Origin of the sequence: Kineosporia sp. A_224 (assembly GCF_002198655.1) — a bacterium.
Lineage (GTDB): Bacteria > Actinomycetota > Actinomycetes > Actinomycetales > Kineosporiaceae > R-H-3.
Genome location: NZ_MWLN01000222.1, coordinates 11,298 through 33,718 on the forward strand (window position 1 = coordinate 11,298; position 22,421 = coordinate 33,718).

Consider the following 22,421-nt stretch of genomic DNA (forward strand, 5'->3'; position numbering starts at 1 on the left):
GGAGGGACGTCGTTCATGTCGGTCGTAGCTGGTGACGCTCCGCGCACGCGGATCGCGATCCCGGCGCCCGCACCCGGAGACGACGATGTCCCCGCGCACGCGACGCCCCGCCGTCGCCGGGCCCGGTTCCTGTTCTTCACCAACGAGTGCGTCGGCCTCGGTCACCTGCAGCGCTGCCTGACCCTCGCGGCGGCCGTGTGCGCCGAGGACCCGTCGGCCACGGCGCTCATCGTCACCGGCTCGCAGTACGTGCCGCACGGTCTGCCCGCCGGCGTCGACATCGTCAAGCTCCCGGCGATGGGCCGGGACGGCGACGGCGCCTACGCCGCCCGGTCGCTCGGCGTCGACGCCGGCCACCTGTCCCGGGTCCGGGCCTCGGTCGCCTCCGCGATCGCCCGCGAGTTCGACCCGGACGTCGTCGTCGTCGACAAGCTGCCCCTCGGGGTCAGCTCGGAGCTCGAGGACACGCTGCGCGAGGTCCGCGCCGGGCACGCCCGCGTCGTCCTCGGGCTGCGCGACATCGAGGACTCCCCGGAGGTCGTCCGCCGGCGCTGGGACGAGGGCCGGCACGGCGAGGTCCTCGAGACCCTCTACGACCAGGTGCTCGTCTACGGCCCGGAGTCGAGCCTCGACATGCTCGACTGCGTCCGCTGGGACCGCCCGCTGCCGCCCGTCGAGCACGTCGGGTTCGTCGGCGCCGCCCCGGCCGAGCAGCGCCCGGAGGACCTGCCCGCCGACTACGTCCTCGCGACGTTCGGCGGCGGGGTCGACGGCTACCCGCTCGCGAAGGCGTTCGTCGAGGCCGTCCGGGAGCGCCCGCTGCCTGTCCCGGCCCTGCTCGTCGCCGGCCCGCTCATGCCCGCCGAGGACGTCGAGGACCTGCGGGCCCGCGCCGCCGGCCTCGACGTCACCGTCCAGGTCTCCCGCGACGACCTCGCCGCGGTCGCCGCGCACGCCCGGGCCGCGGTCGCGATGGCCGGCTACAACACCGTCTCCGAGCTCGTCCGTGCGGGCACCCCGGCGCTCCTCGTGCCGCGGGTGCGCCCGAGCGGCGAGCAGCTCATCCGGGCCGAGGGCCTCGCCGCCGCCGGGCTGGTCGACATGCTCCACCCGGACACCCTCGAGGCCGGCGCGCTGCGCGCCGCCCTCGACCGGCTGCTCGTCCGGCCCCGCTCGGCCGCCGGTCTCGGAGACACCGACGGCGCCGCGCGCGCCGGGCGCATCCTCCTCGCCCAGGCCGACGCGGTGCTCGACCGATGAGCGCCCGACGCGCGAGCAGCGGCTCCCTGGACTCCACCACGCCGCAGCGCGCCGCCCGCCGGCTCATGGGCCGCGTCGCCCGGGACCACCGCGGCGCCCTCGGCGGGGCGGCCGGCGCCACCGTCCTCGTGACGCTCGCCGACCTCGCCGCGCCGTGGCCGCTCAAGTGGGTCATCGACGCCGTCGTCGCCGGCCGGACGACGGCGTTCTCGTTCACCCCGGCCGACATCCGCGTGCTCGTCCTCGTCGCGGTCGCGACCGTCGGCATCTCGCTCGTCAACGCGGTCGGGGTCTACACCGGCGACCTGTGGCTGCGCCGGGCCGGCGAGCGGATCGCGCACGACCTGCGGATCCGGACCTACGAGCAGCTCCAGCGGCTGTCCATCGCCTTCCACGACCGCCGCCCCAAGGGCGACCTCGTGACCCGGATGACGGAGGACGCCAACCGGGTCGGGGAGATCTTCAGCGACTCGCTCGGCGCGATCGCGCAGTCGCTGCTCATGGTCGTCGGCATGCTCGCGCTGTCGGTGTGGCTCGACCCGCTGCTCGGGCTCGTCCTGGCGACCGTCGTCCCGCTGCTCGCCCTCGTGACCCGGCACTTCCGGCGGGAGGTCCGGGCGGCGGCGAAGAAGCAGCGTGCCCGCGACGGCGACATCGCCTCCCTCGCCGCCGAGACGCTCTCCTCGATCCGGCTCGTCCAGGCCAGCGGCACCGAGGCGATGGAGCACGAGAAGGTGCGCGCCCAGAGCGAGGCGCGGCAGCGCAGCGGCATCGAGGTCGCGGTCATCGAGGCCCGGTTCGCCGGGTTCGTCGACGTCATCGGCGCCGTCGCCATGGCCGTGGTCATCCTCCTCGGCAGCTGGCGCGTCTCCCGCGGCGAGCTGAGCGCCGGCTCCCTCGTCGTCTTCGCGCAGTACGCCCGGCGGCTCTACCGACCGCTCAAGGACATCGCCAAGCACACCGGGCGGATCTCGAAGGCCTTCGCCCGCGCGGAGCGGATCGCGGAGGTCCTCGCCTCCGACGAGCAGCTCACCGACCGGCCCTACGCCTGGTCCGGCCCGCGGGCGCACGGGGACGTCGCCCTGCGCGAGGTCGTCTTCGGGTACGACCCGCAGCGGCCCGTCCTGCACGGCGTCGACCTGTACTTCCCGGCCGGCAGCCGGACGGCGATCGTCGGCTCCTCGGGCGCCGGCAAGTCGACGATCGGCGCGCTCGTCGCCCGGTTCTACGACCCGACGTCGGGCCGGGTGCTCCTCGACGGCCGCGAGCTCACGGACTGCTCGCTGCGCTGGATCCGCTCGCAGGTGGGCATCCTCCTGCAGGACACCGTGCTCCTCACCGGGACCATCGCCGAGAACATCGCCTACGGCACGGACGCCACCCGCGAGCACATCGTCGCGGCCGCCCGGATCGCCGGCGCCGACGACTTCATCAGCCGGCTGCCCGACGGCTACGACCACCTGCTCGGCGCGAACGGCGTGGGGCTCTCCGGCGGCCAGCGGCAGCGGCTCGGCATCGCCCGGGTGCTCCTGCGCGACCCCGCCGTGCTGCTCCTCGACGAGCCGACGACCGGGCTCGACCCGGTCACCGAGGCCGAGGTCATGGACGGCCTCGGCGAGCTCATGGTGGGCCGGACGACGATCATCGTCACCCACTCGGTCCCGATGGCGCTCGCGGCCGAGCACGTCGTCGTCCTCGACCGGGGCCGCGTCGTCGAGGAGGGCCCGCCCGGCGACCTGCTGCGGTTCGACGGGCACTTCGCCCGGCTCGCCGGCCAGCAGGGCTTCGGGCCGGTGACGGCGTCCCTGCCGACGGTCTCGATGCGGACTCTTCCCGACCCCGAGCCCGGGTACCTGCCCGCGGCGCCCCGGCGGGCCACGGCGCCGCACCCGTTCGAGATCCACCCGCAGGACCGCTGGTGACCGCGCCGTCGGTCGGCGTCCGGGCCCCGTTCGGCTTCCTCGACGCGGGGCACCCGGCCGACGCGCTCGTCGGCCGGCTCCTCGGCGCCCTGCCGGAGCGGCTCGCCGACCTCCCGCAGGGCCGGGTCCGGGTCGTCTCCGAGCTGCGCGGCGGGCTGCGCGACGGGCGCTGGGCACCGGACCGGTTCTACTGCTCGCTCCAGGGTCGGGACACCGCGACCGGCACGTTCGACGCCTGGACGGCGCACTGGTCGGCCGGCGCCGCGGACGCCACCTGGTCGCGCGTGCCGGACGACCCCAAGCTGCCGGCCCTCGCGACCGCGCTCGCCGGCCCGGCGGCCGGCGCCGGTCCGGTCGAGGTGCTGCGCTACGTGCCGCTGCGCCGCTTCACCTACCGGCAGCACGGCCGCGTCGTGAAGGTCAAGCGCCGGTCCCGGCTCGACGACTCCTGGCGCCGCGCCCGCGCCGTCGAGGCCGCCGCGCAGTGGGACCGGCGGGTCCGGGTGCCCGAGCTCCTCGGCGTCGACCCCGGCTCCGCGAGCTACACCCAGGCCGACGTGCCCGGCGCCGAGCTCGCGGACCTCGCGCACGGCGACCTGCTCGGCCCGATGCTCGCCGAGGCGGGCGCCGTCCACGCCGCCTTCCACGGCCTCGACGCGACCGGCGTCCCGGACGGGCCGACGCCGGCCGCCGTCCGGGCGACGACCGAGCGCAGCGCGGCCTGGGCCGCGTGGCTGCTGCCCGACCTCGCCGGTGTGCTCGCCCGCGCCGTCGCCCGGCTCGCCGCGGTGGCGCCGGGCCCGGTCGACGCCCGGGACGTCGTCACGTGCCACGGGGACCTCGTCCCGAGCCACCTGCTCGGCGGCCCGGGGGAGTGGACGGTCATCGACCACGACCTCGCGCACCGCGGCGACCGGTACCGCGACCTCGCGATGTTCGTCGCCGGGCTCGCCTTCGACGTCCCGGCGCTCGCGGACGGCGTCGCCGCCGACCCGACGCACGCCCGGGCCGCCGAGGCCTACATCGGCGGCTACGAGGAGGTGCTCGGCCGCCGGCTCGACCGGGACCGCCTCGCCCGGCACCTGCTCGCCGCGCACCTGCACCACGCCGCGCTCCTCGCGACGAAGGACCGGGTGCACCCCGCCGCGGTCGGCGCCACCGCCTCCCGGCTCGAGGCCGCCCTCGACGCCGTCGGCGGCCGGCGGTGAGCGCGGGCGCCGGCCTCACGGTCGTCTTCCAGTCGCACAACCGGCGCGGTCTCGGTCACCTCATGCGCGGCCTGAACATCGCGCGCGAGGTGCTCGCGCTGCGCCCCGACGCCCGCGTCGTCATGCACACCCGCAACGCCTCGGCGCCGACGTTCTGCCCGGACGGCGTCACGTGCGTCGTCGACGCGGACGACCCGGTGACCGGCTGGCGGCGCACGCTTGCCGGGCTCGCGCCAGACGTCGTCGTCTACGACACGATGGCGCCCGCCGACCCGGACGCCGAGCCGGTCCCGCCGGGCGCCCGCGTCGTCCACGTGCTCCGCAAGATGGTCCCCGAGGAGCACGACCGGATCCTCGCGAGCGGCTTCCTCGAGCGCTGCGACGCCGTCGTCGTACCGCACACCGAGGCCGAGTTCGGGCTGCCCCTGCCGGAGCGGGTGCGGCTGCGGACCGTCTTCGCCGGCACGATCAGCCGGCGCCCCGAGCCGGCCGGCATCGAGGCCGTCCGGGCCCGCTACGCCGTGCGGCCCGGGGTCCCGCTCCTCGTCTCGACCGCCGGCGGCGGCGGCTTCGCCGACACCGCCGTCCCCTTCTTCGCGGCGGTCCGGGCCACCCACGCCGAGCTGGTGCGGCGGCTGCGGCCGGACGGCGTCCAGCACGTCGTCGTCCTCGGGCCGAACTACGCCGGCGAGGTCCCGGACCTGCCCGGCGCCCACGTCGTGAGCGTCGAGCCCCGGCTCGTCGACCTCTTCGCGATCGCCGACCTCGTGCTCTCCGAGGCCGGCTACAACAGCGTCAGCGAGCTGCGGCTGCTCGGCGTCCCGGCCGTCTTCGTCCCGGGCCGGCGCCGGCTCGACGACCAGGCCGAGCGCGCCCTCGAGCTGGCCCGGGCCGGCAGCGCCGTCGTCCTCGACCCGGCGCCGACCACCGTCGCGACCGGCGTCGCGGACCTGCTCACCGACCCGGACCTCATGGCCCGGATGCGGCGCACCGCGCTCGCGACGCGGCTCGTCCCGGGCAACCGGGCCGCCGCCCGGCACGTTCTCGGGCTGCTGGCGCTCGGCGGCGCGGCATGACCGGCCGCCCGGCCGGCGGCACGCTCGTCGGCCCGCCCGCCGCGGACGTCGCCGGCCTGGAGGCCGTCGCCGGCCGGCTCGCCGGCCGCGTCGTCCGGCTCGTCGAGGTGCTCTCGGTGCGCGCGGACCGGGCCGGCGCCGGCGCGGTCGTCGTGGCCGTCGTCCGCCCGGAGGGCCCCGGTGCCGACCGCGACCCGGTCGTCCTCAAGTCGGGCCCGCCCGCCCTCGTCGCCGCCGGCGCCCGCGCCCAGCGGTACGCGCACGTCGTCGCCGGCGCCGTCGGGAGCGCCACCGGCGGGCCCACCGGCCGGCACGCCCGGTGCGACCTCGCCGTCCCGCGGGTGCTCCGGGACGACGCGGCGGGCGGCCGGGTCCTCATGGAGCGGGCCACGGGGGCCCGGCTCGCCGACCTGCTGCGCCGCGACGACCTGCACGCGGCCCGGCGCACCGGCGCCGCCCTCGCGGGTCTGCACTCCGCGGACGCCGGTGGGCTCGACCTGCCCGTCCGTGACCTCGCCGGCTGCCTCGCCGACCTCGTCCTGCCGCAGCCGGAGCACCTCGCGGCGGCCGGGCTCGAGCGCCGGCTCGTCGCGTTCGGGACGGCCACCGCGGACGCCGTCCTCGCCGCCGCGCACGACCACCCGGCGCTGACCCGCCTCGTGCACCGCGACGTCCACGCCGGGCAGGTCCTCCTCGACGAGCACCGCACGTGGCTGCTCGACTGGGACCTCGCCGCCGCCGGCGACCCCGCGGTCGACGTCGGCAACCTCGTCGGGACGATCCGCGCGAAGTACCCGCCGGCCCGCGCCGAGGCGGCCGTCGCGGCGCTGCTCGACGGCTACCTCACCGGTGACACGACCGGTGTGCCGGCCCGGCTCGCCGTCCACGAGGCCTTCACGTACCTGCGCCTCGCGTGCAAGCGGGCGCGGCTGCACGGGCCCGCCGCGGCGGGCACCGTCGAGGACCTGCTCACCCGCGCCCGGCTCACCCTCGCGGCGGCCTCGTGAACGGCACGCCCGACCGCCCTGCCGTCGCGCACGTCCTCGGTACCCCCGGCACCGGGGGCGTCCCCGTCGTCGCGCACGCGCTGCTGCGCCGCCTGCCCGGCTGGCGCCCGCACCTGTACTACCTCACCGACCGCACCGCAGACCCGGTCCGCCGGGACGTCGCCGTCGCCGCCCTGCAGGCCGCCGGCGTCGTCGTCCGGCTCGTACCCGCCGACGTCGCCCGTGACAAGGAGCGCGCCGTCGACACGGTGGCGGGCTGGGTCGCGCAGGACGGCGTCCGGCTCGTCCACACGCACTCGACGCGGCCCAACCGGTACGGCCGGCTCGCGGCGCTGCGGGTGCCCGGCGTCCGGGTCGTCGCGCACTACCACAACCACTACGACGACAAGTGGTCCGACGGGTCGGCCGACCTCGACCTCGAGCGCCGGCTCGCCGCCCGCACCGACCACCTCGTCGCCTGCTCGGAGTCGGTCCGCGACCACGTCGTGGACCGGCTCGGCGTAGGCGCGGACCGGGTCACCGTGCTGCGCAACGGCGTCGACGCCGAACGGTTCGCGCACGGTGACGGGGCCCGGGTCCGGCAGGGGCTCGGCGTCGCGCCCGGCACGACCGTCATCGGTGCCGTCGGGCGGCTCTGCGCGCAGAAGGCACCGGACGACGTGCTCGAGGCGGTCGCGCCGATCCTGCTGCAGCGCAACGGGTCCGGCGGGTCCGGCCCGCGCGCCGAGCTGTGGTTCGTCGGGGCACCGGACGACGCCGCGCTCGCCGCGGCCCTGGAGCGCCGGGCCGCCGGGCTCGGGGTGGCGGGCGCCGTCCGTTTCCTCGGCTACCGGGCCGACGTGCCCGACGTCTACGCGGCGCTCGACGTCGTCGTCCTCGCCTCCCGCTGGGAGGGCTTCGGGCTCGTGGTCGCCGAGGCGATGGCCGCCGGCCGGCCCGTCGTCGCGACGGACGTCGGCGGCGTCGGCGAGGCCGCCGGCACCGGGCTGTCCGGTGGCCCCGCGGCGCTGCTCGTGCCGCCCGGCGACGTCGCGGCCCTGCGGGCCGGGGTCGCCGACGTGCTCGCCCGGCCGGCGCTGGCCGCCGACCTCGCGCTGCGCGGGGTCGGCCGCTCCGCGACGCTCGGCTGGGGCGAGGCCGCGGCCGCCCTCGACGTGCTCTACCGGGACGTGCTGTCCCGGCCCGTGCCCGCCGCCGAACCGCTCCCCGTGGGCGCGCCGTGACCGCCCCGCTGCCGCCGGTCGTGCTCGTCCGGCACGGCCGGACGGCGTGGAACCGCACCCGCTTCCTCGGCCGCCGCGACGTCCCGCTCGACGAGGTCGGCCGCGGCCAGGCCGCGGCGGCCGCGGACGCCGTCCGCACCCTGCTCGGGCCCGTCGGCGGGGCGGTGACCCTGTGGAGCAGCCCGCTCGGCCGCGCCCGGGAGACGGCGGCGCCCGTCGCGGCCCGGCTCGGGGTCCCGGTGCACCTGCACGACGACCTCGTCGAGCTCGACTGCGGCGAGTGGGAGGGCCGCGAGAAGGCCGAGGTCGGCCGCAAGGTGAGCAAGCTCCCCCCGGACGAGCCGGTGCCGGGCGGCGAGAGCGCCGCCGACGCGTGGCGGCGGCTGCAGCGGTTCCTCGCCGACGCCGGGCTCGGCCCCGCGGGGCCCGGCGCCCCGGCCGCGCCGGGCGCGGTCGTCGACGGGCCGGTCGTCGACGGGCCGGTCGTCGTCGTCGTCGGGCACCACCTCGTGAACAAGCTCCTCTACGCGGCGCTGCTCGGCCGCGGTGTCGAGGGGGCCCTCGCGACGCCGGAGTACCGGCCGACCCCGGGCTCGGTCGTCCTGCTCGACCGGCTGTCCGGCGGGCTGCGGACGGCACCCGCCGCCGTCCCGGTGGTCGGCGCGTGAACGTCGACTGGGCCGGCCACGGCACCGCCCCCCACACCGACCCCGCGTTCCCGACCCTCGCGGAGTGCCTGGCACCGCTCGTGCCCGGTGCGGCGCCGGTCGCCGTCTACTACTACCCGGGCCGCACGCTGCACGTCGTGCACCGCGACCCGGACGACCGGCTCGTCACGCGTGACGTCCCGCCGGTCGGAGCCCCGGCCGCCCTGCTCGGCCCGGGGGAGCGATGGGACGCAGACCTGCGCTGCGTCGTCCGGACGTTCCCGCACGACCCGGGGCTGCCCGCGCTCGCGGCGGTGGTCCGCGGCACCGGCGCCGGCCCGGACGACGTCCTCTCGTATCTGCCCGGGCGGCGCGCGGTGCTGCGTGCCACCGGACCGCAGGGCCCGCTCGTCGTCAAGGTCGGCGACGTGGAGTCGTTGCGGCGCAACCACTCCCGGCACGCGGCCCTGCACGGGCTGCCCGGCCGGTCGTTCCGGGTGAGCCGCCCCGACTCGCTCGACGAGGAGGCCGGGCTGCGCCGGGAGGAGCTCCTCGAGGGTGCTCCGCTGGTCCGCGCGCTCGCCGGTCTCGTGGGACCGGAGGCCGTCGAGGCCCTCGCCGCGGACCTCGCCGGCCAGGTCGCCGCGCTGCACCGCCTCGACGCCGGGCGGGACCTCCCGGGCCTGCCGCTGGCCGACCACACCGCCCCGGTGGCGTTCGCCCGCTGGCAGCGCAAGACCCTGCGCACCATCGGGCGCGCGCTGCCGGCGCTCGCCCCGCGGGCGGCCGCCGTCGTCGACGGGCTCGCCGGCTCGGTGCCCGCCCCGGGGACGGGCGTCGTCCACGGCGACCTGCACGCGGCGAACGTCCACGTCGGTCCCACGGGTCCCGTCCTCCTCGACCTCGACGAGCTCGGTCGAGGCGACCGGGAGCTGGACGTCGCCGTTCTCGTCGGCCGGCTGCTGCTCGTCTCGGACTCGTCCGGCCGCACCGACACGACCGCCCTCGCCCGGGCGTTCGTCGTCGCCCACGACACCGAGGCGGCCCCGCTGCGGGGCGACGTCCTCGCGTGGTACCTCGCCGGCACGCTCGTCGGTCGCCAGGTGAAGACGAGCATCCGGCACGTCGCCCCCGACCTCGGGGCGCTGTGCACCCGGCTCGTCGCGCTCGCGGAGGTCGCTCTGGCGGCGCACACCTGTGCGACGCCGCGCACGCGCGCCACCGAGGTCGTCGACCGGCTCGCCGAGGCCGTCGTCCGGATGCCGGCCAGGGTGTGAGCGCACCTTCCGCGGCCCCGGACCTGCGTGACGACGCGCTGCCCGGCCTCGCCCCGCTGCTCGGCACGGCCGCGCCCGGCGACGTCACGGTGCTCGCGCACCGGCCCGGCCGCCGGGCGACCGTGCTCGTCCGCGGCAGCGGCCCGGCCCGGGTCGTCAAGCTCTTCTGCCGCAAGGAGTTCCCGGCGGCGCTCGGCGCGGCCCGCCTCGTCGGGCGGCACGGCGACCTCGCCCCGCGGCTGCTCGCGGTCGACGAGGGCGCGTGCAGCCTCATGCACGAGCACGTCGACGGCGACGGGCTCGACGGGCTCTCCCCGCAGGAGCGGGCCGCACCGCTCGCGGCGCTCGGCGGCGTCCTCGCCCGGGTGCACTCCGCGCCCACCGACGGGCTGCGACCCTGGGACCGCGCGCACACCGGGCGCAAGCTCGTCCGGTGGCACGACGCGGCCGCCGGGCTCGCCCCGGAGGTCACCGCCCCGGTCGCGCCGGTCGTCACCGCGCTGCTGCCGCGGCTGCTCGACGCCGCCGGCCGTGCGTGCGTCCACGGCGATCTCGCGCTGCGCAACGTCCTCGTGACCGGCGACGGCACCGCGCGCACGACCGGCTCCGTGCGGCTCATCGACTGGGACCGGACGGCGTCCGGGCCGCCCGAGGCCGACCTCGCGCCGCTCGTCGGGCTGCTCGGCGAGGCCGCCGGCCCGGCCGTCGCGGCCTACCGCGCCGCCGGCGGCACGGTCGACGACGACGTGCTCGCCGACCTCGTGCTCGCCAACCGGCTCACCCGGCTGCTGCGCCGGCTCGCCCGGGGCGACGACCCGCCCGCGCTGGCGTCAGGCCGGCTGGCCGCCGTCCTCGACGGCACCGTCCGCCGCGGGGTCGAGCAGCCCGTCGAGGCCGACGCCTGACACGACACCGGTGACCCCCTCACCGGTCGCCCACAGCGGGCGGCCCGACGCGTCGGCGCGCACGAGGAGGAACCGGCCGGCGAGGTCGACGGCGGTCCCGTCGGCCGTCGTGACGGCGCCCGGTGCCGGCGGCAGCCAGATCCGGTCGACGACCTCCTGGCCGGCGGCCCGGACGAGGACGTCCCAGGCCGGCACCGGCCCCGCGGCGGCCGCGAGGCCGAGCACCTCGACCCCCGTCGTCCGCGGCGCGACCGCGCTGACGAGGAGCAGGGCGCCGGCGCCGGCAGCGTTCGCCCGGAGGACGGGCGCCGGGTGCTTGACGCCGTACAGCGTCGACACCCAGCCGTCGTCGACGCGGACGTCGGCGCCGGCGGGCACGTCGAGGAGCATCGCGGCCGGGGTGCCGCGGGTGACGACGGTGCGCCGGGCGGCGCTGCCCGACGGCAGGTCCGCGAACGATGCCGTGACGCCCGCCGGCAGGTGCCAGGCGACCTCGGCGGTGTGCTCGCCGGTGTCGCCGGGCAGCGGGGCGACGCGGTCGACGACGAGCAGGTACTGCCGCCGGACGAACACGACGACCCGGGTGTGGACCGGGGTGTACTCGTCGCTGACGACGGCCGCGGTGACCCAGTCGCCGTCCCGCCCGACATGGACCGCGCGGGACCTCACCACCGCGTCCGGGCCGTGCTTGTTGCGCGACAGGTACCGGGTCTGGTCGCGTCCGTCGACGGTCACGGTGTTGTGCGCCCGGGTCGTCTTGAACGTGTGCCGCCAGTCGACGCCGTCCGCGTCGAGGTCGCCCGAGTACGTGTAGCGGCCCGGGTCGACGAGCGCCGGGGCGCCGTCGCAGTGCAGGACGACGCTCAGCGCGTCGTAGTGCGCGTGGGCGCCCTCGCCGAGCAGGGCCGAGTCCACGAGGGCATGCGTGCGCTGCTCGTAGCCGCTGCCGCCGGCCGCCGGGTCGGACGCGTCGGTGGTGTCGGTGAGGACGGTGTAGCCGGCGTCCGGGAAGTCCCGGGACGGCACGGCCGGCCGGCGGCCGCGGGTGCCGCGGGAGCCGGCCCACGTGAGCTCCGGGTCGTCGAAGAGCGCGCCCGCGCCGAGCAGCAGCGCCGCGTGGTCGCCGTCGTCGGAGTCGCCGAGGAGCGGGATGTGCCCGTCCGGCCACGTGAGCCAGGCCGACCACTGCGTCATGGCATGGATCCGGCGCAGCAGAACCGGGTCGACCGCGATCCCGTTGCGGGCCGCGAGGGTCGCGACGTCGAGCGCGGTCTCGGCGACGAGCTGGTGGTAGTGCGTCGCCATCTCGACGTGGACGCCGTCGGGCAGGATCTCGCGCAGGAGGTTGTCCTCGAGCAGCCGGACCGCCTCGGCGACAAGGGCTTTCGCGCCCGGGGCCTGAGGCACGCAGACCCCGGTGAGGAAGACGCTGTGCAGCTGGAACGTCCGGTGGTTGCGCACCGGCTTGAGGTGCGTCGAGACGTAGTGCGCCTCGTCGCCCATCCGCTGCACCCAGGCGCGGAGCAGGTCGTCGTCGACGGCGTCCGCGGCAGGCCCGCCGTCGAGCAGCCCGCGGCCGTGCGCCTCCCGCAGCAGGAGCAGCGACTCGACCCACGAGCGCAGCCGGAGCGCCTCGACCTGCGCGTCGCTGACGACGATGAACCCGGTGCCCATCCGGGTGAGCCAGGTGCGCAGCAGCCGGGCCCAGGCGTCGAGGTACGCCGGGTCGCCGGTCGCGAGCAGCCCGTGGAGCAGGTTGCGCCCGAAGTAGTGCTTGTGCTGGGCGATCTGCCATTCCTTGTCGCTGCTGGGGTTCCGCTCCCAGTGCGGGTCGGGGCCGAGGTCGTACTCCTCGCCGACGAGCAGCCAGCGCCCGGCGAGGACGCGCTGCGCGTCGGCGAGCATCGCGGCCGTCGCGACCGGCGGGTCGGGGAGGACGACGGAGGTGTCCGTGAGCAGCGCGGTGCCGTACGGGCCGGTCACCGGGCGGCCCCGGCACCGGCGTAGAGGTCGGCGAGCGCACCGACGTTGCGGCGCAGGTCGAACAGCGCCTCCGCGCGGCTGCGGGCGGCCGTCGCGAGGGCGTCCCGGCCGGCCGGGTCGTCGAGCAGCCGGGCGAGCGCGGCGGCGAGCACCTCGGGCGAGCGCTGCGGGACGACGACCCCGCTCACGGCGTCCTCGACCATCTCCGGCAGCCCGTTGACGTCGGTCGCGAGCACCGGCAGTCCGTGCGCCATCGCCTCGATGACGACGGTCGGGAGCGCGTCCCGGTCGCCGTCCGCGGTGACGACGCAGGGGACGGCGAGCACCGCGGCCGAGCGCATCGCCGCGGCGACCGCCTCGCCGTCCGCGGAGCCGGGCATCGACACCAGGTCCGCGACGCCGAGGTCCGACGCGAGCGTCGTGAGCGGCCCGCGCTCGGGACCGTCGCCGACGAACGTCACGGCGACGTCCGCGCCCTGCGCCCGCAGCACCGCGAGCGCCCGGACGAGGTCGTCGAAGCCTTTCTTCGGCACGAACCGGCCGACGGCGAGCGCCGTCCGGGTGCGGTCCGCGGCGCGCGGCCCCGGCGCGATCCCGGTGACGTCGACCCCGTTGTAGACGCGCACGACCCGTGCCCCGGGGGCCATCGCGGCGAGCACGCCGACGTTGCCGTCGGTCACGGTGACGACCGCGGCGGCGCGGCTGAGCAGGCCCGCGAGGGCGGTGGTGTCGACGTCCGCGCGGTAGATGTCGGTGGCGTGCGCGGTGAGGCTGAACGGCACCCCGGCCGCCGTGCCGGCGGCGTCCGCGACCCGGGCCGCCCAGCCGGCGAAGTGCGCGTGGAGGTGGGTGAGCCCGTGCTCGGCGACCGCCGCGGCGACGGCGTCGGCGGCCGGGCCGGCGTCCGCGCCCACGTAGGTGACGGGGGCGCGCAGCCGCGCCACGGCCGGGTGGGTCAGCTCCTCGCCGCCGTCCCGGCCGGCGAGGACGACGACGTCGACGCCGCGCCGTTCGAGCTCGAGGAGCTCGTGGAGCACGAAGGTCTGGGACAGCCGCGGGAACCGCTTGAGAACGTAACCGACCCGCACGCCGCTCACGATATCGGCAGGGGCTCCGCACGCGGGTAGGTCCGGGCGGGCCCGTGCACCTCGACCTGGACGACGTCCCCGTCGGAGGGCAGGTCCGCCCCGGCCACCCGGGCCCGGACGCGCTCCCCGGTGACGAGCCGGACGTCGACGAGCGCGTCGTGCCCGAAGTACTCGAGCCGTTCGACGACACCGAGCCGGGCGGCGTCGACGGTCGGCGGCCGGCCCCGCCGGCCCACCGACGACAGCGTGAGCTGCTCGGGCCGCAGGACGACCTCGACCGCCCCCTCCGGCGCCGGCGCCGCCGCCGGGACCGCCCCGAGCACGCAGCGGGCGACGCCGCCGGTGACCGTGCCGGGCAGGACGACCGCGTCGCCGAGGAACTCGGCCGCGGGCCGGTCCACCGGGTGCGCGTAGGCCGCGGCGGGGGCGTCGACCTGGACGACGCGCCCCTCGCGGACGAGCGCGACCCGGTCGGCGAACGACAGCGCCTCGCCCTGGTCGTGCGTCACGAGGACGACGGTCACGCCGGTCGCGGCGAGCGCCTCCTTGACCGCGGCCCGGGTCGAGGAGCGCAGCCCCGCGTCGAGCGCGGAGAACGGCTCGTCGAGGAGCACCAGGCGCGGCCTCCGGGCCAGGGCACGGGCGAGCGCGACCCGCTGCTGCTGGCCGCCGGACAGCTCGGACGGCCGGACGCCGGCGACGTCGCGGTCCAGGCTGACGAGCTCCAGGAGCGCCTCCACCCGGGCGCGGGTCGCCGTCCGGTCCCGGCGCTGCGCCCGGCCGAGCCCGAAGGACACGTTGTCCGCGACGGACAGGTGCGGGAAGAGCGCGCCCTCCTGCGCCACGTAGCCAACCGGCCGCCGCTCCGGCGGCACCCAGACCGGCGCCCGGTCCGGCCGGTCCGCCGCGCCGGCGGCGGCGACCCGTTCGCCGTGGATCGTCACGCTCCCGGCGTCCGGCCGGACGAACCCGGCGACGGCGCGCAGCAGCGTCGTCTTGCCGCAGCCGGACGGCCCGAGGACGGCCGTGGTCGTCCCGGCGTCGACCTCGAGGTCCACGCCGCGCAGCACCGGGTCGCCGCCGAACCCCGCGACGAGGCCGTGCACGGTCAGGGCGGCGGTCGGTGCGGCGGTCATCGGCGGACCTCCTCGTCGGGGCGGCGCAGGAGCAGCCAGATGAGCGGCGCGGACAGCGCCACCATGAGCGCGGCGTACGGCGCCGCCGCGGCGTAGTCGAGCGAGGCGCTCGCCGACCAGAACCCGGTCGCGAGCGTCCGGGTGCCGGTCGGGGCGAGGAGCAGCGTCGCGGTGAGCTCGGTCGACGTCGCGACGAGGACGAGCGCGAACCCGGCGAGCGCCCCGGGCAGGGCCAGCGGCACGACGACCCGCAGCAGCGCGCCCCAGGGGCCGACGCCGAGCGCCCGGGCGGCCTCGGCGAGCTCGGGCGGGGCCTGGGCGAGCGCGGCGCGCAGCGAGACGACGGCGCGGGGGAGGAACAGGACGACGTACGCGGTGACGAGCAGCGCGCTCGACTGGTAGAGCGCCGGGACGTTGCGGACGGTGAGCGTCACGAGCGCCAGGGCGACGACGACGCCCGGCAGGGAGCTCGCGACGTACGTGGCGCGCTCGACGAGGGCGGCCGCCCGGCCGCGGCGCCGGGTGACGAGCCAGGCGACGGGGAAGGCGGCGAGCACGGTCACCGCCGCCGCGGTCACGGCGAGCCCGACGGTGGTGAGCGCGGCCGGGACGAGCGCGGCGGCGTCCGACGCGGTCTCGGAGAAGGCGTCGTCGTCCGCGCCGAGCCAGCGCACGAGGCTGCCCAGCGGGACGGCGAGCGCGAGGCCGACGAGCCCCGCGACGGCGGCGAGCGCGGGCGCCGTCCACCGCCCGAGCGGCACGGCCTCGGCCCGGCGCCGGGTGCCCGCCCCGAGGCGCGCGTACCGGGCCCGGCCGCGGGCCGCCTGCTCGAGCGCCAGCAGGCCCAGGCACAGCGTGACGAGGACGACGGCGAGCACCTCCGCCGATGCCCCGGTGAACGAGGTGTCGTACTGCTCGAGGATCGCGACGGTGAACGTCGGGAAGCGGATGAGCTCGAGGGCCCCGAACTCGGCGAGCAGGTGCAGCGTCACGAGGAGCAGCCCGCCGAGCGTCGCGGTCCGCAGCTGCGGCAGGACGACACGGACGAAGACCGCGCCGCGGCGCAGCCCGAGGCTGCGCGCGGACTCCTCGAGCGCCGGGTCGAGCCCGCGCAGCGCCGCGGCGACCGGCAGGAACACGAACGGGAAGTACGACAGCGTCGTCACGAGGACGGCGCCCGCGAGGCCGTCGGTGCCGGGCCGCAGGGACACCCAGGCGTAGCTGTTGACGAACGCGGGCACGGCGAGCGGGGCGACGAGGAGCACCCGCCACAGGCCCCGCAGCGGCAGCGCCGTCCGCTCGACGAGCCAGCCGGCCCCGGTGCCGAGCACGAGGCACGCCGCCCCGGAGAGGACGACGAGGGCGACGGTGTTGCCGAGGAGCTCGGCGACCCGCGGCCGCAGCAGGAACCGGGCCGTCGCGCCGGGGTCGGCGGTGAGCGCCGCCCCGACCACGACGAGGACGGGCAGCAGGGTGACCGCCGCGACGGCGGTCGCGGCGACGGCGACCCACGACGGCCGGCCGCCGGCCACGCCCCGAGCGCGCGACCGGCGGCCGTCGTGGTCCGGCGGCGAGGCAGGGGCGTGCCCCGCCGCCGGACGGTCGGTCGACGTGGCGGGAGCTGTCACAGCACGTCTGCGCCGGTCATGAGCTCGACGACCTTGGGCCCGTTGAGCGTCGCCGGGTCGATCGCCGGCGGGTCGAGGTCGGCGAGCGGCGGGAGCGCCGGGTCCGCGGCGACGCCGGTGCCGACCGGGTACTCCATGGCGTCGCTCTTCGCGAGGACGTCCTGGCCCTTCGGGCCGGTGACGAACGCGACGAACCGCTGCGCGTCGGCCGCGTGCTTCGAGGCCTTGAGCACGCCCGCGCCGGAGACGCTGACGAACGCGCCGGGGTCCTGGTCGCCGAAGTAGTGCAGCTTCGTGCTCGCGCTGCCCTCCTTGGTCTTCGCCTGGTCGCGGTACCAGTAGTAGTGGTAGATCACGCCGGCCGGGACCTCGCCCGCGTTGACCGCCTTCATCGTCGCGATGTTGTTCGCGTAGACCTTCGCGTTCGTCTTCAGGCCGGCGAGCCACTGCGACGTCTTCGCCTCGCCCTGGGTCGCGAGGACGGCGCTGACGATCGCCTGGAAGTCGGCACCGGTCGCGGCGGCGCCCCAGCGGCCCTGCCAGGCGGGGTCGGCGAGGTCCATGAGGCTCTTCGGCAGCTGGCTCTCCGGCAGCTTCGAGGGGTTGTAGACGAGGACGGTCGCGCGGGCCGCGGCGCCGGTCCACTGCCCGTTCGAGGGCCGCAGCGACTGCGGCACCTGGGCGAGGGTCGCGGCGTCGAGCGGGGCGAACAGGCCGGCGTCCTGGACGATCGTCATCGCCGGGCTGTTCTCCGTGAGGAAGACGTCGGCGGGGGAGCGGTCGCCCTCGGCGACGATCTGGCTGCCCATCGACGCGTCCTTGCCGGAGCGGATCTGCACCTCGACGCCGGTCTCCGCGGTGAACGCGTCGGCCCAGGCCTTCGTGAGGTTCTCGTGCTGCGAGCTGTAGACCGTGAGCTTGTCGGGGTCGAGCGCCGCTTCGGCGTCGGCGTCACCGCCGCACGCGGTGGTGACCAGGGCGGCCGCCAGGGCGGTCGCGGCGAGGGCGAGGGTCCGGCGCTTCACGAGGTTCTCCTTGCGGGGTCGGGGGTACGGGCGGGAACGGTCAGGGGGTGCGGATCCACCGGCCGCGGCGAGGGCAGCACCCGCCGCAGCCGTTCGGCGAGCGTCCAGGCGGCGACCCCCACGAGCAGGGACGCGGCCAGGGCGAGGGCGGGGACGTCGCGCAGCGCCGGGAAGACCTGCCACTGGGTGAGGTAGATGTAGAGAGAGCTGCTCGCGAGGATCCCGACGAGCGGGGTGACCACCCTCGGCAGTCGCACCGCCGGGACCCAGAGCAGGGCGAGGACTCCGACGAGGACGACGGCGTCACGGGCGGGGTTGTCGAAGAAGCCCGGGACGGCGACGGCCGCGGCGCCGGAGACGATGAGCCGCTGCCGCACCGTCCGGGCCTCGGCGGTCGCCCAGCCGAGCGCGAAGAGCCAGAACACGTACTGCGGCGTGCCGCGCTCGGGGCCGGTGTCCACGCGGACGACGTCGAACCGCGGCAGCAGGCCGACGCCGACGAGGCCGACCGCGACGGCGAACGGGTGCCCCGCGCGCGCCCTGCGGACCGCCGGGACGGCGAGCAGCGCGGCCGTCGCGACGAGGATCCACACCAGGGCCTCGACGAACCAGTAGTGCCAGGCACGGCCCCAGTCGTCCGGCCCGAGCGGGCCGTTGACGAGCAGCGCGGTCGTCCACGGGTACACGCCGACGACGGCGAGCCCGCCGACCCAGACGACCGTCGGGACGACGACCCGGGAGAGCGTCCGGCCGACCCGGCGGAGGTGCTCGCCGGCGCCGGTCGCCGTGAAGGTGAACCGCGCGGCGTTGTAGCCGGCGACGGCGAGGAGCAGGTGCGCCCCGCCGCGCAGCGTGAAGAGGTTCGCGTGCGTGCCGACGACGGCGACGATCGCGAGGCACCTCAGCAGGACGGCGGTCTCCACCCGTGCCCACGCGCTGCGCCGCGGGGCGGCGCTGCGGGCCAGGTCCGCGACGGCCGTCGTGGCCCAGCCGTCCGGCGGGGTGCCGAGCTCGTCCTCGAGACGCACCGAGAGCGCCACGTACGACAGCGAGTCGCCGCCGAGCCCGGTGAACGTCGACGCCGGGCCGGCGTCCGGGCGGTCGAGCATCTCGGCGTAGAGGGCGACCAGGCGGGCCGTGCGGTCCGGGGCGGTGACGACGTCGCCGTCGCCGTCGCCGTCGCCGGCGTCGGCGGTGGCGGCGGCGGTGCGCGCCCGCGATCCGCAGGCGGCCGTGCACGCCCGGGCCGCGTCGTCCGCCGCGCAGCACCCGGCCGGGGCGGCGGCGGCCTCGACGAGGCGCCCGACCGCCGCCCGGTCGGGCTTCCCGTTCGGCGTGCGCGGCAGCGCGTCCACGCCGACGACGCGGACCGCGGACGGCGGCAGCGCGAGCTCGGAGGCGAGCAGGCTGCGGACCATCGCCGGGTGCGCGCAGCCCTCGACGGCGACGTCGAGCCGGTCGTCGGCGCCGTCGGCCAGGGCGGTGAGCCCGAGGTCGGCGAGGTTCTCGTCGACCCGGGCGAGGTCGATCCGCACGCCGAGCACCTTGACGAAGCCGCTGGTCCTGCCCGTGACCTGGAGCAGCCCGTCCGGGCCGACCCGGCCCAGGTCGCCGGTCCGCAGCCGGGTCGTCGTCCGGCCGAGCGCGAGGTCGGCCGGCCCGTGCGCGTAGCCGAGCATGACGTTGGGGCCCTCGTAGACGATCTCGCCGACCTCGCCGGGCGCGGCCTCCGGGGCGTCGTCCGGGCCCTGGCCCGTGCCCCGGGCGAGCACCCGGAGCGTGCCGCCGGGCACGGCCCGGCCGACGGCCTGCGGGTACCGGGCCGCCAGACCCGCGGGCATGCAGGCCATCCGGGCGGTCGCCTCGGTCTGCCCGTACATGACGACGAGGTCCCAGCCGTGGCGGCGGCCGAGGGCCGCGACCTCCCGGACCCGGTCCGGCGCCATCCGCCCGCCGGCCTGGGTGACCAGTCGCAGCGCCGGGCAGTGCCGGTCGGCGAACCCGGCGCGCTCGAGGAGGTCGAACGTGTAGGGCACGCCCGCGAGGTTCGTGACCCGGTGCTCGGCGACGGTCCGCCAGAACGGCTCGTCGAGGACGGACCGCTCGGAGAGGACGAGGCTCGCGCCGCGGGCCAGGTGGCTGTGCAGCACGGACAGGCCGTAGCAGTAGGCGAGCGGCAGCGTCGTGACCGCCCGGTCGTCGGCGGTGATCCCCAGCGAGTCCGCGACGGACCCGGCGTTCGCGGCGACGCCGTCCGCGCCGAGCCGCACGAGCTTCGGGGAGCCGGCCGAGCCGGACGTCCCGAGCAGCAGGGCGAGGTCGGGGTGCAGCGTGTGGGCGGTCCCCGGACGGCGCTCCTCGACGGTCCAGACCGGGCCCGCGCCCTGCGCGGCGCGGCGGGCGACGACGTCCGGGTCGTACTGCTCGACGAGCCGCTCCCGGGCCGCGGTCGCACCGTCCGGGCAGAGCAGGACGACGTGTCCGCCGGCGAGCGCACCGAGGTAGGTGACGACGCAGTCGAGCGTCGGCACCGGCTCGAGGAGGACGAGGCGGCGGGTCCCGCCGAGGGCACGCCGGGCGGCCCCGGCGAGGCGCGCGAGGTCGGTGTAGGACACGGTCACCGACGCGGCCGGGTCGGCACCGCCGTCGGGGGCCGGGACGACGAGGGCCGGGCGGTCGCCGAAGCGGTCGAGGCGCTCTGCGAAGGCGACCGGCACGACGACGCTCCTCTCCCCGGGAGGCCTACCGCCGGACCGTCGCCCGAACACGCAGGTAAGCCTTACCTAACTCTCAAGGGAAGAGGTTAGCCTTACCTAACTCGTCGGCGTCAAGCCCGGGCGAGCCGCGGGCAGGTGGCGCACGTCGCCGCGCCGGGCACCGCGTAGGCGAGGCAGCACGAGACGCGCAGCCGCGGCGGCACCGGCCCGCCGGGCAGCAGTGCCTCGGCCTCGACGAGGCCCTGGGTGCCCGGGGCGGCGGTGAGGACGGCGGCGACCAGGGCGTCGGTCGCGAGTGCGCGCAGGCTGTGCGGCCCGCGCCCGCCGCGTCGTCCCCAGGCCGCGGTGAAGGCCTCGACGTGGGCGCCGACCTCCGTGAGCAGGGTCGCCCGCAGGGCGCGCCCGTCCGGTGCCGGGCGGGCGTCCGGGTGCCCGGCGGCCGGGTCGTCGGGGAGGCAGGCGAAGCCGGGTGCGAGCAGGGCGACGGCGTCCGGCCAGCCGGTGCCCGTGAGGTGCAGGGCCACGGACGCCGGGTCCAGCCGGGGCACCCGGCGGGCCGCGACCCAGGGCACGGTCGCGGCGCACGCGACGGCCCACACGTACCAGCCGAACAGGTACGACGGCGCGACGGCCGGCGGCACCCGGTCCCGGTCCGCGGCCGGGACCAGCGCCCGGACGCCGGTGCGGACCCGGCGGGCGAGGGCGTCGAGGGCGTCGCCGTCGTGCAGGTCGGCGCACGTCGTCCAGCCCGGCCCGCCCGGTGCGGGGCTCGCCGTGCCGCCCGCGGGGAGCCCGGCGAGGACGGCGATCCCCGGCCGCGGCGGGACGGCCGCGAGCGTGTCGTGCAGCGGGGCGGACGGCACGGGCGGTCCTTCCGGGTGACGGTGCGACGACCTGTCGAGGATGCCGCAGCCGGGGGCGGCCCGCCCGCCGGGGACCTCGGTCCCGGTGCTGCGGTGAGCGTCGTCACGGCCACGTGAGCGCCCTCACGTGCCGGGATCGCAAACCGGTGAACAGCCCGTGAACAGTCGGCCGACAACGACTCCCGTCCCGGGGGACGTCCCCGTCCGTGCGCGATAACAGCGGTGTACGACGCCGCCGGGGCGCACCTCACCGCCGTTCGTCCCAGGGTCCGCCGGGCCCGCGACCCGGCGGCCCGATCGGAGGATCCGGGTGGACCTGCTCCTGCTCGCCGTGGTCGGTGTCATCGCGATCGCGCTGCTCTTCGACTTCTCGAACGGCTTCCACGACGCGGCGAACTCGGTGGCGACCGTCGTCGCGACGAAGGTCATGCCGGCGTCGTGGGCCGTCGGGTTCTCCGCGGCGGCGAACTTCGCGGCGTTCTTCTTCGTGGGCACCGCCGTCGCCGACACCGTCGCCAAGGTCGTCCACCCGGGCACCGAGGGGGTCGCCGTCGTCTTCGCCGCCCTCGTCGCGGCCATCGGCTGGAACTACGCGACGTGGTTCGTCGGGCTGCCGTCGTCCTCGAGCCACGCCGTCATCGGCGGCCTCGTCGGCGCCGGGATCGCGGCCGGCGGCACGGGTGCGGTGAACTGGACGACGGTCGGGCGCACCGCGGCCGCGATCGTCGCCTCGCCGGCCGTCGCCCTCGCCGTCGCGGCGCTCGCGACGGTGCTCGTCGCGGGCCTGCAGCGGCTCACCGGCTGGGCCGACGACGCGGGCCCCTTCAAGGGTCTCCAGCTCGTCTCGGCCGCGGCGGTCTCCTTCGGCCACGGCGCGAACGACGCCCAGAAGACGATGGGGGTCATCGCCGCCCTGCTCGCCGGCAGCGGCTACCTCACGGTCGGCGCCGACGGCACCGTCCCGGTGCCGACGTGGGTCGCGCTCGCCGCGTACGGCGCCATCGCCCTCGGCACGGTGTGGGGCGGCTGGCGGATCATCGAGACGATGGGGCTGCGGATCACGACGCTCTCCGCGAGCACGGGCGCCGCCGCGAACATCGGTGCGACGACGGCGATCTTCGGCGCCACCCAGCTCGGCATCCCGATCTCGACGACGCACGCGGCAGGCTCCTCGATCGCCGGCGCCGGGCTCGGCAGCCGCCGCCGGGTCGACCTGCGGGTGCTCGGCGGGATGGCGGTCGCCTGGGTCGTCACCCTGCCCTCGACCGCGGCGGTCGGCTGGCTGGTCTACCGGCTGACCCAGCTCGCCGCGCCGTGGGACGTGCTGTCCGTCGGCACCCTGCTCCTCGCGCTCGGCGCCTGGATCGTCTGGGCGATGTGGCACGCCGAGGGCGCCCGCGAGCTCGAGACCGAGCTCGCCACGACCCCCGACGCCATCCTCGACCGCCCCCTCACC

The 22,421-nt window shown here is 77.5% G+C and carries 17 protein-coding genes; 10 read left to right on the forward strand and 7 right to left on the reverse strand.

Features of this window, described 5'->3' with window-relative positions; genetic code table 11:
• The first annotated feature begins 15 nt into the window (after nt 1-15).
• Genes EDJALFJO_RS29425 through EDJALFJO_RS34630 form a run of 9 tightly spaced genes read left to right on the forward strand, consistent with a single transcriptional unit; the run spans nt 16 to nt 10,525 of the window.
• Nucleotides 16-1,260, forward strand: a complete 1,245-nt coding sequence (locus tag EDJALFJO_RS29425; RefSeq protein ID WP_088289890.1) for a glycosyltransferase family protein — start codon at nt 16-18, stop codon at nt 1,258-1,260.
• On the forward strand, nt 1,257-3,182 hold the full coding sequence (locus EDJALFJO_RS29430; RefSeq protein ID WP_088289891.1) for an ABC transporter ATP-binding protein: 1,926 nt from the start codon (nt 1,257-1,259) through the stop codon (nt 3,180-3,182). Before EDJALFJO_RS29425 ends, EDJALFJO_RS29430 begins: the two co-directional genes overlap by 4 nt.
• Complete coding sequence (locus EDJALFJO_RS29435; RefSeq protein ID WP_088289892.1) at nt 3,179-4,390, forward strand: hypothetical protein; 1,212 nt, start codon at nt 3,179-3,181, stop codon at nt 4,388-4,390. The genes EDJALFJO_RS29430 and EDJALFJO_RS29435 overlap by 4 nt, the downstream gene beginning before the upstream one ends.
• Nucleotides 4,387-5,466 (forward strand): glycosyltransferase, encoded by a 1,080-nt coding sequence (locus tag EDJALFJO_RS29440; protein ID WP_088289893.1) that lies wholly within the window; start codon nt 4,387-4,389, stop codon nt 5,464-5,466. The genes EDJALFJO_RS29435 and EDJALFJO_RS29440 overlap by 4 nt, the downstream gene beginning before the upstream one ends.
• Nucleotides 5,463-6,473 (forward strand): phosphotransferase family protein, encoded by a 1,011-nt coding sequence (locus EDJALFJO_RS29445; protein WP_088289894.1) that lies wholly within the window; start codon nt 5,463-5,465, stop codon nt 6,471-6,473. Before EDJALFJO_RS29440 ends, EDJALFJO_RS29445 begins: the two co-directional genes overlap by 4 nt.
• A complete protein-coding gene (locus EDJALFJO_RS29450) occupies nt 6,470-7,696 on the forward strand; it encodes a glycosyltransferase family 4 protein (RefSeq protein WP_158220609.1) in 1,227 nt (408 codons plus the stop codon). The genes EDJALFJO_RS29445 and EDJALFJO_RS29450 overlap by 4 nt, the downstream gene beginning before the upstream one ends.
• The gene (locus EDJALFJO_RS29455) at nt 7,693-8,364 is read left to right on the forward strand and encodes a histidine phosphatase family protein (protein ID WP_158220610.1); all 672 of its coding nucleotides are present in this window, start codon (nt 7,693-7,695) and stop codon (nt 8,362-8,364) included. The genes EDJALFJO_RS29450 and EDJALFJO_RS29455 overlap by 4 nt, the downstream gene beginning before the upstream one ends.
• Nucleotides 8,361-9,620, forward strand: a complete 1,260-nt coding sequence (locus EDJALFJO_RS34625) for a phosphotransferase family protein (RefSeq protein ID WP_158220611.1) — start codon at nt 8,361-8,363, stop codon at nt 9,618-9,620. The genes EDJALFJO_RS29455 and EDJALFJO_RS34625 overlap by 4 nt, the downstream gene beginning before the upstream one ends.
• The gene (locus tag EDJALFJO_RS34630; protein ID WP_158220612.1) at nt 9,617-10,525 is read left to right on the forward strand and encodes a phosphotransferase family protein; all 909 of its coding nucleotides are present in this window, start codon (nt 9,617-9,619) and stop codon (nt 10,523-10,525) included. The genes EDJALFJO_RS34625 and EDJALFJO_RS34630 overlap by 4 nt, the downstream gene beginning before the upstream one ends.
• Here the strand turns inward: EDJALFJO_RS34630 and EDJALFJO_RS29465 are convergent.
• The 7 genes from EDJALFJO_RS29465 to EDJALFJO_RS29495 all read right to left on the reverse strand — a co-directional run bounded on the left by EDJALFJO_RS29465 (nt 10,451) and on the right by EDJALFJO_RS29495 (nt 20,965).
• The gene (locus EDJALFJO_RS29465; protein ID WP_088289896.1) at nt 10,451-12,508 is read right to left on the reverse strand and encodes an alginate lyase family protein; all 2,058 of its coding nucleotides are present in this window, start codon (nt 12,506-12,508) and stop codon (nt 10,451-10,453) included. The two genes, EDJALFJO_RS34630 and EDJALFJO_RS29465, sit on opposite strands and share 75 nt — an antisense overlap.
• On the reverse strand, nt 12,505-13,596 hold the full coding sequence (locus EDJALFJO_RS29470) for a glycosyltransferase family 4 protein (protein ID WP_143448863.1): 1,092 nt from the start codon (nt 13,594-13,596) through the stop codon (nt 12,505-12,507). The genes EDJALFJO_RS29465 and EDJALFJO_RS29470 overlap by 4 nt, the downstream gene beginning before the upstream one ends.
• Nucleotides 13,597-13,601: 5 nt before the next feature.
• Nucleotides 13,602-14,732: an ABC transporter ATP-binding protein gene (locus EDJALFJO_RS29475; RefSeq protein WP_088289898.1), complete on the reverse strand. Its 1,131-nt coding sequence runs from the start codon at nt 14,730-14,732 to the stop codon at nt 13,602-13,604.
• Nucleotides 14,729-16,264 carry an iron ABC transporter permease gene (locus EDJALFJO_RS29480; protein WP_198950760.1) on the reverse strand — a complete coding sequence of 512 codons (1,536 nt, stop codon included), beginning with the start codon at nt 16,262-16,264 and terminating at the stop codon, nt 14,729-14,731. The genes EDJALFJO_RS29475 and EDJALFJO_RS29480 overlap by 4 nt, the downstream gene beginning before the upstream one ends.
• Before the next feature lie 92 nt (nt 16,265-16,356).
• On the reverse strand, nt 16,357-17,385 hold the full coding sequence (locus tag EDJALFJO_RS29485; protein WP_088289900.1) for an iron ABC transporter substrate-binding protein: 1,029 nt from the start codon (nt 17,383-17,385) through the stop codon (nt 16,357-16,359).
• On the reverse strand, nt 17,382-20,102 hold the full coding sequence (locus tag EDJALFJO_RS29490) for an AMP-binding protein (protein WP_088289901.1): 2,721 nt from the start codon (nt 20,100-20,102) through the stop codon (nt 17,382-17,384). Before EDJALFJO_RS29490 ends, EDJALFJO_RS29485 begins: the two co-directional genes overlap by 4 nt.
• A gap of 110 nt (nt 20,103-20,212) precedes the next feature.
• Complete coding sequence (locus EDJALFJO_RS29495; protein WP_158220613.1) at nt 20,213-20,965, reverse strand: (2Fe-2S)-binding protein; 753 nt, start codon at nt 20,963-20,965, stop codon at nt 20,213-20,215.
• A 310-nt stretch (nt 20,966-21,275) separates the two neighbouring features.
• On the opposite strand from EDJALFJO_RS29495, the gene EDJALFJO_RS29500 reads away from it, so the two are divergent.
• The coding region (locus EDJALFJO_RS29500) for an inorganic phosphate transporter (protein ID WP_088289903.1) at nt 21,276-22,421 on the forward strand (1,146 nt) is incomplete at its 3' end.